Annotated in this window: 10 protein-coding genes and 1 pseudogene; 8 read left to right on the top strand and 3 right to left on the bottom strand. The window is 71.2% G+C overall.

Annotated elements, in window-relative coordinates:
- Positions 1 to 119 precede the first annotated feature (119 nt).
- Both ACIRPK_RS23075 and ACIRPK_RS23070 read left to right on the top strand, forming a co-directional pair.
- Entirely contained in the window at positions 120 to 1,397 is a 1,278-nt protein-coding gene (locus ACIRPK_RS23075; RefSeq protein ID WP_403041165.1) for a cytochrome P450, read from the top strand.
- A 196-nt stretch (positions 1,398 to 1,593) separates the two neighbouring features.
- The gene (locus ACIRPK_RS23070) at positions 1,594 to 2,628 is read left to right on the top strand and encodes a gluconolaconase (RefSeq protein ID WP_403041164.1); all 1,035 of its coding nucleotides are present in this window, start codon (positions 1,594 to 1,596) and stop codon (positions 2,626 to 2,628) included.
- A 121-nt stretch (positions 2,629 to 2,749) separates the two neighbouring features.
- On the opposite strand, the gene ACIRPK_RS23065 is transcribed toward ACIRPK_RS23070, so the two are convergent.
- Positions 2,750 to 3,370 carry a TetR/AcrR family transcriptional regulator gene (locus tag ACIRPK_RS23065; RefSeq protein ID WP_403041163.1) on the bottom strand — a complete coding sequence of 207 codons (621 nt, stop codon included), beginning with the start codon at positions 3,368 to 3,370 and terminating at the stop codon, positions 2,750 to 2,752.
- A 267-nt stretch (positions 3,371 to 3,637) separates the two neighbouring features.
- Between ACIRPK_RS23065 and ACIRPK_RS23060 the strand changes: the two genes are divergently transcribed.
- From ACIRPK_RS23060 to ACIRPK_RS23045, 4 genes and pseudogenes are all read left to right on the top strand, one after another.
- Positions 3,638 to 5,533, top strand: coding sequence for an FG-GAP-like repeat-containing protein (locus ACIRPK_RS23060; RefSeq protein ID WP_403041162.1), 1,896 nt, complete (start codon positions 3,638 to 3,640; stop codon positions 5,531 to 5,533).
- A gap of 49 nt (positions 5,534 to 5,582) precedes the next feature.
- Positions 5,583 to 6,647: pseudogene (locus tag ACIRPK_RS23055) on the top strand (NAD-dependent DNA ligase LigA); the annotation flags it as partial.
- A 751-nt stretch (positions 6,648 to 7,398) separates the two neighbouring features.
- Positions 7,399 to 8,364 carry a hypothetical protein gene (locus ACIRPK_RS23050; protein WP_403041161.1) on the top strand — a complete coding sequence of 322 codons (966 nt, stop codon included), beginning with the start codon at positions 7,399 to 7,401 and terminating at the stop codon, positions 8,362 to 8,364.
- Complete coding sequence (locus ACIRPK_RS23045) at positions 8,361 to 9,260, top strand: hypothetical protein (protein ID WP_403041160.1); 900 nt, start codon at positions 8,361 to 8,363, stop codon at positions 9,258 to 9,260. Before ACIRPK_RS23050 ends, ACIRPK_RS23045 begins: the two co-directional genes overlap by 4 nt.
- Before the next feature lie 59 nt (positions 9,261 to 9,319).
- On the opposite strand, the gene ACIRPK_RS23040 is transcribed toward ACIRPK_RS23045, so the two are convergent.
- Positions 9,320 to 10,657, bottom strand: a complete 1,338-nt coding sequence (locus tag ACIRPK_RS23040; RefSeq protein WP_403041159.1) for a hypothetical protein — start codon at positions 10,655 to 10,657, stop codon at positions 9,320 to 9,322.
- A complete protein-coding gene (locus tag ACIRPK_RS23035) occupies positions 10,657 to 11,550 on the bottom strand; it encodes a hypothetical protein (protein WP_403041158.1) in 894 nt (297 codons plus the stop codon). The genes ACIRPK_RS23040 and ACIRPK_RS23035 overlap by 1 nt, the downstream gene beginning before the upstream one ends.
- 284 nt (positions 11,551 to 11,834) lie before the next feature.
- On the opposite strand from ACIRPK_RS23035, the gene ACIRPK_RS23030 reads away from it, so the two are divergent.
- Together ACIRPK_RS23030 and ACIRPK_RS23025 are read left to right on the top strand one after the other, a co-directional pair.
- Positions 11,835 to 12,029 (top strand): hypothetical protein, encoded by a 195-nt coding sequence (locus ACIRPK_RS23030; protein WP_403041157.1) that lies wholly within the window; start codon positions 11,835 to 11,837, stop codon positions 12,027 to 12,029.
- A 26-nt stretch (positions 12,030 to 12,055) separates the two neighbouring features.
- Positions 12,056 to 13,297, top strand: coding sequence for an RCC1 domain-containing protein (locus ACIRPK_RS23025; protein WP_403041156.1), 1,242 nt, complete (start codon positions 12,056 to 12,058; stop codon positions 13,295 to 13,297).
- Positions 13,298 to 13,327: the final 30 nt, after the last annotated feature.

Genomic DNA, 13,327 nt, shown 5'->3' with positions numbered 1-13,327 from the left:
CCATCCGGCTGTCATACGTACGACTGTCTGTGGATACGCTGATGCCCGCCGCCGCGCACGGCCGCTCGACGACCCCTTGGCCAGTCGGCCTCCTGCCCGGATTGGAGCACCCAGTGCTGATGACCAAACTCCGTTCACGTGCGACCAGTTGGATCGGCCGCCGCTACCTGGCCCGGTCCGCTCGGAACGGCTTCGACCTCTCCGACGTCTCGTTCCTGCCCGAATCCGTCCTGATGCCCCTGAAGCGGGACGGACTGGACCCGGTCCCGGCGATGGCCACCACCCGGGCGGCCGCGCCGATCAGCCGGGTGCCGCTGCCGTTCGGCTTCAACGCCTGGCTGGTGACCGGCTACGAGGAGGTCAAGCAGGTGCTCGGCCGGCCGACCGGCTTCAGCAGCGACTTCGCCAACCTGATCGGCAACGCCGGGGTGACCGAGGGTCAGAACCCGGGTGGTCTGGGCTTCAGCGACCCGCCGGTGCACACCCGGCTGCGGCGCCGGCTGACCCCCGAGTTCACCATGCGCCGACTCAGCCGGCTCGGCCCCCGGATCGACGCCCTGGTCACCGAGCAGCTCAACCAGATGGCCGCGGCCGGCCCCGGCCCGGTGGACCTGGTGGAGCACTACGCGCTGCCGATCCCCTCGCTGACCATCTGTGAGCTGCTCGGCATACCGTACGAGGACCGCGAGGACTTCCAGCGGCTCGGGACCGCCAGGTTCGACCTGTTCGCCGGGGCGGGCACCCCGTTCGGCGCGATCAGCGAGTCGCTGGCCTACCTGCAGGAGGTCGTGCAGCGCCAGCGGGTCGAGCCGGGCGACGGCCTGCTCGGCATGCTGATCAAGGAGTACGGCGACGACATCGACGACCAGGAGCTGGCCGGTCTGGCCGACGGGGTGCTGACCGGTGGCTTCGAGACCACCGCGAGCATGCTGGCGCTCGGCTCGCTGGTGCTGCTGCAGGACCCGGCGGCGTTCGCCCGGGTCCGCGACGACGACGCCGCGACCGCCCCGTTCGTCGACGAGCTGCTGCGCTACCTGACGGTGGTCCAGATGGCCTTCCCCCGGTTCGCCCGGGAGGACATGGAGATCGCCGGCACCCGGATCTCGGCCGGCGACGTGGTGCTCTGCTCGCTCAGCGGCGCCAACCGGGACGCCGTCTTCGGCACCGACCCGGAGCGCTTCGACGGCGACCGGCAGGGGCCCTCGCACCTGGCCTTCGGGTACGGCATGCACCGCTGCATCGGCGCCGAGCTGGCCAAGATGGAGCTGCGCGCCGCCTTCCCCGCCCTGGTCCGGCGGTTTCCCGAACTCCGGCTTGCGGTACCCCCGGAGGAGCTGGCGTTCCGCAAGCTGTCGATCGTGTACGGCGTCGAGACGCTCCCCGTCCTGATCCGGTAGGCGGCGGTCGGACAGGGGGCCGGTAGGGGTGGGGGCAGGACCTTCACGGCGTTAGTTTCGTGCCAAGTTCGATGCTGGGGGCACCCGTTCCCGGACGAACCCAGTGCGGCGGCGTCGTCGATCCTGCCCAAGTTTCCCGTCTCGCCGTCGGGCGCTCGTGGTCCGTGCACGCCTGTCCCACCAGGAGACGAAGAACATGACCGACACTGAGATCAGCCGCCGCGGCGTGCTCGGGGCCGCAGTGGTCGCCGCCGCTGCCACGGCCGGTCTGGCACCCTCGGCCGAGGCCGCCACCGCGACGGCCTCGTCCTGCCCCTACCCCGGTGTCATCACCGGCCACGCCGACTCACTGCACCCGGAGGGCATGACCTGGGACCCCAGGCGCAAGGCCATCCTGCTGAGCTCGACCCGGCACGGCACCGCCTCGATCCTGCACTCTGACGGCTCGGTCACCACGCTGGTCGGCGACCCCGACCCGAAGATCGTCTCGACCGTCGGCATCGCCATCGACCTGCACCGCAACCGGCTGCTGCTCGGCTACCACGACCTGGGCCTCGGCACCCGCTCCACCCCGGAGACCTACCTCAAGGAGTCCGGGCTCGGGGTCTTCGACCTGAACACCGGCCGCCAGCTGTTCCTGGTGGACCTCAGCATCGGTGACGAGCCGATGCACGCCGCCGACCGGGTCGCCATCGACAAGGACGGCACCGCGTACGTCAGCGACCCCGCCGCCAACAAGATCTACAAGGTCACCACCGACGGCCACGCCTCCGTGCTGGCCGACACCTCGGTGATCTCGCCCGGCTGGCAGCTGGGCACCGGCGCCGGCGTGATCGGCCTGCTGCTGCACCCGGCCGGCTTCCTGCTGACCCTGCAGTACAGCACCGGCCAGCTGGTCCGGATCCCGCTGAAGGCCCCGCACCAGGCGCACGCCGTCACCCTGGACCGTCCGATCGTGGGCGGCGACTCGATCGCCCTGCGCCCGGACGGCACCCTGCTGGTGGTCAGCAACGACCTGGCGAACCCGGAGGGCGTGGACGCGGTGATCGTGCTCCGTCCGACCGACCGGCACTGGGACGCCGCGCACGAGATCCAGCGCGTCCAGCCGTGGCCCGAGCGGCTGCCCACCGACGTGCTGGTCACCCCGCACGGGGACTACACGCTGAGTGGCCGTCCCGATCTGCTCTTCAAGGGCGAGACCACCGACGAATTCGTTCTGCACCGCATCTGACCACCCCTCGGGGAACAGCGCCGGAAAACGTGAACCGGCGGTCGAGGAATACTCGACCGCCGGTCATTTCGACATTCTCCGAATTGTTTTTCCCGGGTTTTTCGGAGCGGATTCGGGAGACTCAGATCTGGGCGGGCTGGGGCTCCGGGAGGAGCGCGGTGTGCCAGTTCACCATGGTGCGCAGCGCCAGGGTCAGGTCACGGGCCGAGGGGGCCCGGTCCGGGTCCACCAGGAGCTGGGCCATCACGCCGGTGGCGAGCGCCTGGTAGAACGAACCGATCGCGTTCTGCCGCTCCGCGTCGAGCGGCTCGGCACTCTCGCCGGCGATGCTCTGGAACAGCTCGGCCATCGACTCACGCCCCTGCTGGATGCCGTCGGCCAGCGCCGCTCGCAGCTCGGGGACCCTGTCCACCTGCGCGAACACCTCGAAGCTGGCCAGCAGCAGCTGTCGGCGGGTGGCGTACTTCTCGACGATCTGCCCCCAGGCCGCCTCGAACCGCTCCAGCGGATCGGCACCGGGCCGCGGGTCCTCGACCGAGGTCGGCTGGTACTCCCCGCCGGTGTCGTCCAGCGCCTCCAGGAGGGCGGCGTTGAGCAGCGCCTCCTTCGATCCGTAGTGATAACCGATGGACGCCAGGTTGGCTCCGGAAGCCGCGACGATGTCTCGAGTTGTCGTACGGCCGTAACCCTTTTCGATAAGGCACCGCTTGGCGCCCTCCAGCAGGTCCTCACGATGTCCCATGCAGGAACTGTACCCGACGGAAAAGGGATCATTAATACACTTGACCGACCTTTGACCAATAGCAGGGAATCACCTGCGCGCAAGACCCGGAAAGAGGGGGGCTCCCCCTCCCTTTCGGCTACCCAGCGTCACCGTCCCGGCCGGTCGCGGACGACCGGCGGACCACTGGCCGGAGTGTCGTCCGCACCCGCACCACCGTTCTGACGGCCCATCAGAACCGGTGACGGCCGGGGCAACCGGTCGGCCGCTGGCCGGGAGGAGAGCCGGATGAGCAGGATCGGTGTACCGCTGCGTGCGGTACTGGTGGCAGCCCTGGGCGCGGCGGGCCTGGTGGCGGGCCCGGTCCCCGCGCTGTCGGCGGAGCCCGACGGCGGGCTGTTCGCCCCCACGGTCTCCTACCGGGCCGGTCACTACCCCTTCGAGATCGCGCTGGGGGACTTCCACGGTACCGGCCGCCTCGACCTGGTCGCGGTCAACAACGACGAGAACAGCGTCTCGGTCTTCACCGCCCGGGGGGACGGCAGCTTCGGCGCCCCGGACACCTCGCCGGTCGGCGTCTCCCCGTCCCGGATCGTCACCGGCGACTTCAGCGGGGACGGCCGGATCGACCTGGCCGTCGCCACCGGCGGACACCCCGTCAGCAACGTCGGCGCGGTCGAGCTGCGGCTCGGCAACGGCGACGGCACCTTCCAGCCCTCGCGCGAGTTCGCCGCCGGGGCGCACCCCGTCGGGCTGGCGACCGGCGACCTGAACGGGGACGGCCGGCCCGACCTGGTGACCGCGAACGGGAACGACGGGACGGTGTCGGTCCTGCTGGGCAACGGCGACGGCACCCTCCGGCCACAGCAGATCCACCGGGTGGGCGCCAACCCGACCGACCTCGTCCTGGTGGACCTCGACCGGGACGGACACCTCGACATCGCGGTGACCGACGACGGCGGCTTCGACGCCGGGGCGGTGTTCGTCCTGCGCGGCGACGGCAGCGGCGGCTTCGGCCCCGCCCTCGGCCATCCCACCGGCTCGACCCCGCTCGGCCTGACGGCCGCCGACCTCAACGGTGACGGCCGGCCGGACCTGGCGGTGACGTCCGCCACGGCCGACGCGGTGGACATCCTGCTCGGCGACGGGAACGGCGGCCTCGGCACACCGACGGTCGTCCCGATGGGCGACTTCCCCGGCTCGATCACCACCGGGGACTTCGACCTGGACGGCCGGGCCGACCTGGTCGCCACCGGCACCGCCCTCGACGTGGCCGTGCTGCCGGGCAACGGGGACGGCACCTTCCGGCCCCAACAGAGCTACCGGGTGGCGGCGTTCGGCGGCCGTCCGGTGGTCGGCGACCTCGACGGCGACGGCCGGCCCGACCTCGCCGTCGGCAACGACGCCGCCGTCTCGGTCCTGCTGAACACCAGCCGACGCCCTGTCACCGTCACCCTCACCTCCACCGGCGACCCGGCCCCCTTCGGCAGCCCGGTGACCTTCACCGCCACCGTCTGCCCGGCCGCACCCGGCATCGCGCCGGCAGGACCGCCGACCGGCGCCGTGGCCCTGACCGACGGTGCCACCCCGATCGGCACCGGCGCCCTCTCCCCCGGCGGCGGCCCGAACTGTGCGCTCACCCGGATCAGCCGGGACGGCCTGCTGCCCGGCCCGCACACCGTCACCGCCCGCTACCCAGGCGACACCGCCTACCGACCCGGTGCGCCCGTGAGCATCACCCAGCGGGTCGGCTGCGCCCGGACCCTCACCGGCCAGGTCGGTTCGGTGGTGGCGACCGGGCCCAGCACCTGCCTGCTGGACGCGACCGCCGACGCCGTCCTGGTCGAGCCCGGGGCCACGCTGTTCGTCGGCCACTCGACCCTCGGCAGCATCACCGCACGCGGCGCCGCCCGCCTCGCCGTCTGCGACAGCACACTGACCGGCTCGGTGGCCGCGGCCGACTCCGCCGGCTCCGTACTGATCGGGGACCCGGCCGGGCACGGCTGCCTCGGCAACCGGATCACCGGATCGGTCCAACTCTCCTCCAACCAGGGCGGGTCGACCGTCGGCGCGAACACCGTGGGCGGATCCCTGCACTGCACCGGCAACGCCCCGCCGCCCGGCGACGGCGGCGCGCCCAACACCGTCGGAGGCGCCCGGACGGGCCAGTGTGCCCGGCTGTGACAGTGCCAGGACCACCGGCGATGTCAGTGCGGAGCGAGAGAATGTGGGTATGACGGACGCAGCCACCCTCGCCTCTCCCACCGCCTACGCCGACGCCGTGGACACCGCCGTCCGGGCGGCCGCGGCCTACTACGACGACGGTTCGACGCCGCTGGGCGACGACGAGTACGACGCCCTGGTGCGGGCCATCGAGGCGTACGAACTCGCCCACCCGGGCGAGGCGCTGGAGCACTCGCCGACCGGCAAGGTGGCCGGCGGCGCGGTCGAGGGCGACGTCCCGCACTCGGTGCCGATGCTCTCGCTGGACAACGTCTTCTCCGCCGAGGAGTTCGGCGGCTGGGCGGCCGGTCTGGAGCGCCGGCTCGGCCGCCCGGTGGCCGGCTGGTGCGTGGAGCCGAAGCTGGACGGCCTGGCGGTGGCGGCCCGCTACCGGGCCGGGCGGCTGGTCCAGCTGCTCACCCGGGGCGACGGCCTGGCGGGCGAGGACATCACCCACTCCGCCGACGCCGTGCTCGGTCTGCCCGCCACCCTGACCGAGCCGCTGGATCTGGAGCTGCGCGGTGAAGTCCTGCTCACCCACGAGCAGTTCGAGCTGGCCAACGAGACCCGCACCGCGCACGGCGCGGCCCCGTTCGCCCACCCGCGCAGCGGCGCGGCCGGCACCCTGCGGGCCAAGGACCGGCCGTACCGGGTCGAGCTGACCCTGTTCGCCTACGACGCCGTCGGTCTCGACGGGCTCGGGCACAGTGAACTACTGGCCCGGATTGCCGAGTTGGGTGCGAACACGGCCGCGGGCACCGAGGCCGGGCCGCAGCACTGCGCGACGGTCGAGCAGGTGCAGCAGCGGATCGACGAGATCGCCGCGCTCCGGCCGGTGCTGCCGTTCGGCATCGACGGCGTGGTGGTCAAGGCGGACTCCGCCGCCGACCAGCGGCAGGCCGGGGCGGGCTCCCGCGCGCCGCGCTGGGCGGTGGCCCGCAAGCTGCCCGCCCAGCACAAGGTCACCCGCCTGCTGGAGGTGGAGTGGAACGTCGGCCGCACCGGCATCATCGCGCCCCGCGCGGTGCTGGAGCCGGTGCTGATCGACGGCGTCACGGTCACCTACGCGACCCTGCTTCTGTTGGGGTAACGCAGATGTGTAAGGCTGACTGACGCTCAAAAGTGCAGCTCATATGCCTGATTGACGTGACGTTAACTTGTGCGACAGGTGTTGCACAAGGGGACCGGAGCTTGAGCAAGCCCTCGGGGTTGGCTGCGGTTCCGCGCTGATCACTGTCCGTAGCAGGCCGATAGTAGGAACGTCGCCGTGCTGCCTGGGGGCTGTGATGACCCGCCGTCTGCCGTGTCCGCCTACGCCGGGCCCGCGGGGAGCCTACGTCGCACGCTTCCATGACCTGCTCTCCACGCTGGCACAGCGCTGGGGGTTCCGTGAATGATTTCGACCGGAACAGCACCCCCGAACCGCCCGAGGAACCGGGTCGGCCTGAGAGGGGGCCTGGCCAAACCTCACCAGCCCCACCCGACCAGCTGGCCCGAGGCGATCCGCGCCGTCCGGGCCCGGCTCGCCCCCTGGACCAGCCTCCACCGCTGCTGGTGGGCTTGGACCAACGAGCCACCTCCACCCGAACTCCAAGCACTGATCAACGCAGTCGGCACAGGACAACCGCTTGACCTCTACTCCCCGGGATAAAAGCCACCGCCAGGGGTCACCGAGCCTTGGGGGTAAGGCCGTCACCCGTTCCGGTGAACGGTGCCAGCTGGCCTGACGGCGCATCGAATGGCGGCCGACCGTTCGCCTGCGATGTGACTCTCGCCGAGGATGAGGGAACCGCCCCGACCCACTCCCCCACATGAGGAGAGCACCCGTGGTCCTTCACGCCTGCCCGCCGCGACGGCGGTGCACCGCCCGGTACGCCCTACTGCTCCCCGGGGTCGCGATAGCTCTGCTGGTGCCACTCACCACGCCGAGCGGAGCAGTACCGAGCAGTACCGCCGACGGCGTCGGCGCCGTACCTTCGCTCCCCGTCGCGCAGGCCTTCGACGGGGAGCGGCCGCTGGCCTCGACCAGGGAGGTCACCAGCCAGTGCGCCAAGGCCTCGGCCTGCACCTTCCGGATGTACGACCTGCTGCCGCGCGAGTTCACCAGCGGGGTGGTGTCGCTGGGCAACGCGGCGATCAACTGCACCAACGGCCCGATGGACGTCGAGCGCACGGTCACCTTCGTGACCAGCAGCACCGACAACATCGGCGGCGAGATCTCCGGCAAGGCGACCCTTTCGGGCGGGGTGGACACCACGGTGACCGTCTCGGGCTCGGCCACGGTCAAGCCCGGTACGGAGAACAGCACCACCCAGTACGGCGCGAGCAAGGACAGTGGCCCGTCCACCAAGGACGACTCGAAGAACAGCTTCGAGGCGCCGGTCACGGTGGAGGGCTCCAACGCCCTGCACCTGGGCGTCAAGGCCACCTTCGAGTCGGCCTTCAAGGCCTCCTTCTCCCGTACCTGGCAGGTCCAGAGCACCGAGGCGACCAAGGTGGCGTTCCAGGTCAAAGCCGGTGACGAGGTGCAGTTCGGGGTGGCGAACGCCTCCTCCCGGACGGTCGGCGAGCTCTTGGTGAACGGCCTGGGCAAGCTGATCAAGAACGTGACGGTGGACAGCCCCTCCACTGTCAACGCCAGCTCAATCGTCGCGCAGACGTTCTCCAATCAGGCCAAGTGCCTCTCGCTGCGGTCCGTCCCCGGACTGGTGGAGGCCCCACCGGAGCCCTCCGGCCGGGTGCCGGACGCGGTGTACGTCCTCGGGCTCCAGGGCACCTGGGAGCAGCGGTGAGGCGCCGGGCGGCGTCTGCCGCCCTGCTGGTGCTGGTGCTGTGCGCCTCGCCGGCCTCCGCCGAGGCCGGCGAGGCCGCACCAGCGGCCCGGGCCTTCGACGGGGACACCCCGATCGCGGACGCCCCGGCCCTCGCGCACGGCTGCGGGCGGGAGTACGGGTGCTCGTTCCGCGTCCTCCCGGGCCTGGCCCGGGAGTTCACCACCGCCGTGGCCTCGGTCGGCAACGGGGCGATCAACTGCACCGACGCGCCGATCACCGTCACCCGTACGGTCATCCTGGAGTCGAGCACCACCGACAACATCGCGGGTGAGATCTCCGGCAGCGCCGCGCTGGAGGGGACGATCGACAACACCACCGACGTCAAGGGCAGTGCGGGCGTCAGCAATACGACCAGCGGCAGCCACACGGATATCACCTCGCCGAGCGACAAGGGCCCGAACACGGAGACGGCCAACGGCGGCTCGGTGAACCTGGGCGGCACGGTGGCGGGTGCGGGGCAGCTCAAGCTCAGTGCCACGGCCTCCTTCCAGCTCGCCTTCGCGGCCCGGTACTCGCACGAGTGGAAGCGGACCAGTACCGAGACCACGGAGGTGAAGTTCACCGTGAGCGCGGGTGACCAGCTCCAGTTCGGGGTGCTGAACGCGATGACGCGCACTGTGGGCGACCTGCTGGTGGACGGGGTGGCCAAGCTCATCAAGGGTGTGAGCGTGGACAGCCCGTCGAGTGTCAACGTCAGCACGGTCGTCGCCCAGACCTTCACCAACAAATCCGCCTGCCTGACCCTGCGGCCGACCAAGGCGGTTGCGAACGGCCTGATCGAGGTCCCGCCCAGCGCTGTCACGGGCGGGCAGCGGTACCGGCTGACGCCCGGGCGCGGCTGGCTGCCGATGTAGCAACGAGTATCGGCCGCCTGCCCGTTGCACCGGGCAGGCGGCCGATTCGTGTGCGGGGGTTACGGGGTGAGGGGGACAGACCGGGTGGTGACCCCGGCGGGCGGGGCGTCGAGGGCAAGCAGCCGCTTGTCCGGGTTCGCGCCGTTGTCCGGGGTGCCGGCAGTCGGGCGGGCGGAGCCGCACCGCTGGAGCTCGGTCTCGTTGAGCGGGCCGGTGCGCTGGTAGTAGCGGTCCGGAAGGGCGACGGCGGGAAGGTCGAAGGTGGCGTCCAGGCGGTACTTGTTGCGGGGGTTGGTGAAGCTGCCGACCACCCGCTCGCGGGCGGGCTGCACCTCGATCCAACTCACCTCGCCCGGCTGGATGGTGGGGTTCAGCGACTTGGTGGTGGTCCGGCTCCAGGTGAGCGGGTTGCTGGTGGAGACGGCCGCCGCGTTGCCGCCCCCGGCCGCGTAGCCGGCGGCGGCCTGGGCGGCCGTGTTCGGGCGGGAGATGGAGAGGTCGGAGCGACTGGGGACGAGCGGGGCGCCCTTGCTCGCGTAGTACTGGGTGAGGTTGTCGTACGGCGGCTCGGTGATCTCGATCCTGCGGTCGTCCACCACGGCATTGCGGCTGCAGTTGATGTAGACCTCGCCGGCGATCCTGGTCTGGCCGTAGTACCGGTAGGAGTACCGACTGTCCACCGTGAACGTGCAGTTGGTGGCCGAGCCCTCGCAGTCGTCCACCGCGACGCCCGGCTCCAGCGGGTCGTTGCCACGGTATGCCTTGGGGCCGGGCAACTGCTCCTTGCTGACCTTCTGGTCGACCGGCGCGGGTGTCTGCTTGGCCGTCACGTTGGTGATCAGCGGGCCGCAGGAGAGGGAGGTGCGCTGCTCCTGGGAGTCGAAAGAGACCATTGGGTTGTCCTCGGTCGCGGTGAACGCGAACACCCGGCCGGTGGCCCAGTTGGCGGTGCCGACGGTGTCGGTGCCCTTCGTGGTGACCACCGGGTCGGGTGCGGGGCCGGTGGTGATCAGCGAGACGTTGTAGGTCTGGCCGTCCTTCACCTGCTCGGCGGTGCACTGCTTGTAGACACCCGGGCTGTCGTCCCAGCTGAGCGTGACGGCCGAGCCGGCCTTCACGCCCCACAGGCGGGTGCGCAGCGAGAGCGCGGCACCGTTCCAGTTGAGTGTGGCGGCCTGGTAGCCGAGCGGGTGCTGGGCGAGGGTCTTGCCGAAGACGGCTCCGGTGCTGTTGTCCGGGGCCCAGTCGGTGTGCCCGGAGGCGGTGCCGTTGTCGGGAGCGACGGGCTGGGCGAAAGTGCCGTTGGGTACGGGCGTGTCCACGGTGTCGGTGGCCCGGGCGGGTGCGGCGGCAGTCAGGATCAAGATGCTGGCAAGGACCGCGAGTTGGCGCCTCATCAGCAGAACCACCAGTCGCTCGGCTGGATCGGGGCCTCGCCGGGCTTGACGTCGGCGGTCAAGGCGTTGGGCAGGGCGCACAGCGCGGCGGCGGCGGTGTTCGGGTCCTGCTCGCGGGGCACCTTGCCGAAGTCCTCCACGGCCTGGGTCTCCTTGGCGATCCCGTCCTTCTCCGCCTTGCCGTCACCGGCCACGCTCGCCAGGCACTCCTTGCTGGTGGGCGGGCACTTCTCGATCTTCTCCTTGTCGGCAGCGGTGTCCTTGCACTGCGGACTGGCGGCCGAGCCGCCCGCGCAGGGGTCGTTCTGCTGCGGGGGCGGGGCGGTCTGCTTGGCGGCGACGTTGCCAAGCAGCGGTTGGCAGCCAGGGCTGTCGGGGGTCGGGCTGAACGTGAACGTGATCTGCGGGGCGTCCTCGGCGGCAGTGAAGGAGTAGATCCGACCGTAGAACCAATTCGCCTTACCGATGGGATCATTGGTGGCGAAGTTGCCCGTCGGGTTGGCGGAGCCGGCGACCGTCACGGCGTAGGCCCGCCTGGCGACTCCCTGCTTCACGCAACTGTCCGGGCTGTCGTCCCAGCTGAGGGTCACCGTGGCCCCGGCCCGGACGCCACGCAGTCGAGTGCTGAGCGGCGTGGTCGAGTCGGGTCTGGAGAGATGGGCGGCCTGGAGGCCGTCTCGGTGGGCGGCGCGAGTGGCCGAGCCGACGCCGCCACCGGTCCAGCCGTCGACGGCGTCGAGCCAGGTCTTGTCCCCGGGCACCCGGGGCGAGGAGAACGTCCCGTTCACCACCACGGCCGGCTCGGTGTCCTCAGCCCCCGCCGGGGCCGGGGCCGCTAGGGCAAGGGCGCCACTGAGAGTGACGACCAGCAGTCTGGCTCGTGGTCTGCGCAACACGGTGTCTCCTACTGAAGTCGGCGCGTATCTCCGGCACTTGTGCGTGCGTGAAATGACGAGAAGTCAGTCCAGTCGCCCATGCTTCGGCCCTTGGTCACCGTCCGCAACCGTGACGGTCCGATAGGGCGAAGACGAACGATCCCGGTGAGCCAACGGTGTGGAAAGCCGTTCGGAAACGCACAGTCGTTCTGGTCATTGGGCATGTATGCCGCCGATCCGATTTCCACTTCCAGCTGCGACCGTGCGGCAGGTGCCGTGCGGCCCGGTATCCGAGGGACGTCATGACACCTCTGCTCCGCCCCTGCGCCGCGCTGCTCGTCGCGGCCCTGGCCGTGCTGGGCGCCGCCCACGCCGCCGCCCACGCCGCCGCGGCGGCCGAGCACCGCCCGACCGCCGCCCCGCCGGGCCAGAGCCAGCCGCACCACAGCCAGCCGCTGCACCCGGGCTTCGCCCACGGCGAGCCCGTCCGCCGCTAGACACCCCCCGAATCGTGAGGACAGAGATGCACCTGCAGCACCGCAAGCTCCGCCACCTGCCGACCGTCGCCGTTCCTGCCCTGGTCACAGGGCTGGCCCTGCTCGGATCCGTCGCACTGCCGGCCTCCACCGCCTCCGCGTACGACCTGCGGGTACGCTCCTGGGGCCAGAACGCCAGCGGTCAGCTGGGCGACGGTACGAAGGTCAACCGGCAGACCCCGGTCTCCGTGGTCGGCATGTCGGGGGTCGAGCTCACCACCATCGCCGCCGGCGGCACCGGCACCAACGGCTTCGCGCTGACCCTGCTCGCCAACGGCACCGTCGAGGCCTGGGGCAAGAACGACAAGGGCCAGCTCGGCAACGGCACCGCCGAGGACTCCTCCGTGCCCGGGCTGGTGGCCGGGCTGGGCGGCGTCGAGGCGATCGCGGCGGGCGGCTCGCACGCCCTGGCCCTGCTGAAGGACGGCACGGTCAAGGCCTGGGGCAACAACAAGGAGGGCGAGCTCGGCAACGGCACCGTCGTCGACGCCAAGCTCCCGGTGACCGTGGCCGGGCTCGACGACGTCAAGGCGATCGCGGCCGGTGACACCTTCAGCATGGCCCTGCTGAAGGATGGCACGGTGAAGACCTGGGGCAACAACAAGGACGGCCAGCTCGGCACCACCCCGAGGCCGGCCAAGTCCACCGACCCCGTGCCCACCGTCTTCGTCCCCCCGGCCGCGACCCCCCGCACCACCGCCCTCACGGTGCCCGAGCTGACCACCGTCAAGGGCATCGCCACCGGAGCCAGCCACGCGCTGGCGCTGCTCGCGGACGGCACCGTCATGTCCTGGGGCCTGAACGCCAACGGCCAGCTGGGCGACGACACCACGGCCACCAAGCCCTACCCGGTGCCGGTCCTGGAGCTGAAGAACGTCACCACGCTCTCGGCGGGCGCCTCGCACACCATCGCACTCCTCCAGGACCACACCCTGCGCGGCTGGGGTCTCAACGCCAACGGGCAGGTCGGCGACGGCACCGTCACCCAACGCACCACCAGCGTGCCCCTGGTCGGCCTGACCGGCGTGCTCGCCATCGCCTCCGGCGCCGCGCACAACCTGGCCGTGCTCGGCGACGGCACCGTCCAGGCCTGGGGCAACAATGCCGCCGGCCAGCTCGGCGACGGCACCCTCACCCAGAGCCCCACCCCGGTCCAGGTGCTGGCCAAGTCCGGCAACGTCTCCATTGTCGCGGCGCCCTCGAGCGGTAACTTCAGCCTGGCGCGCTGACCCTCCCTCACCACCGGAAGGCACCACATG

The organism is Kitasatospora sp. NPDC101801 (assembly GCF_044766665.1).
In the GTDB taxonomy this organism is placed as follows: Bacteria; Actinomycetota; Actinomycetes; order Streptomycetales; family Streptomycetaceae; genus Kitasatospora.
The sequence above is the reverse complement of the archived record's forward strand: the minus strand, read 5'-3'. Positions and strand labels throughout refer to the sequence as shown.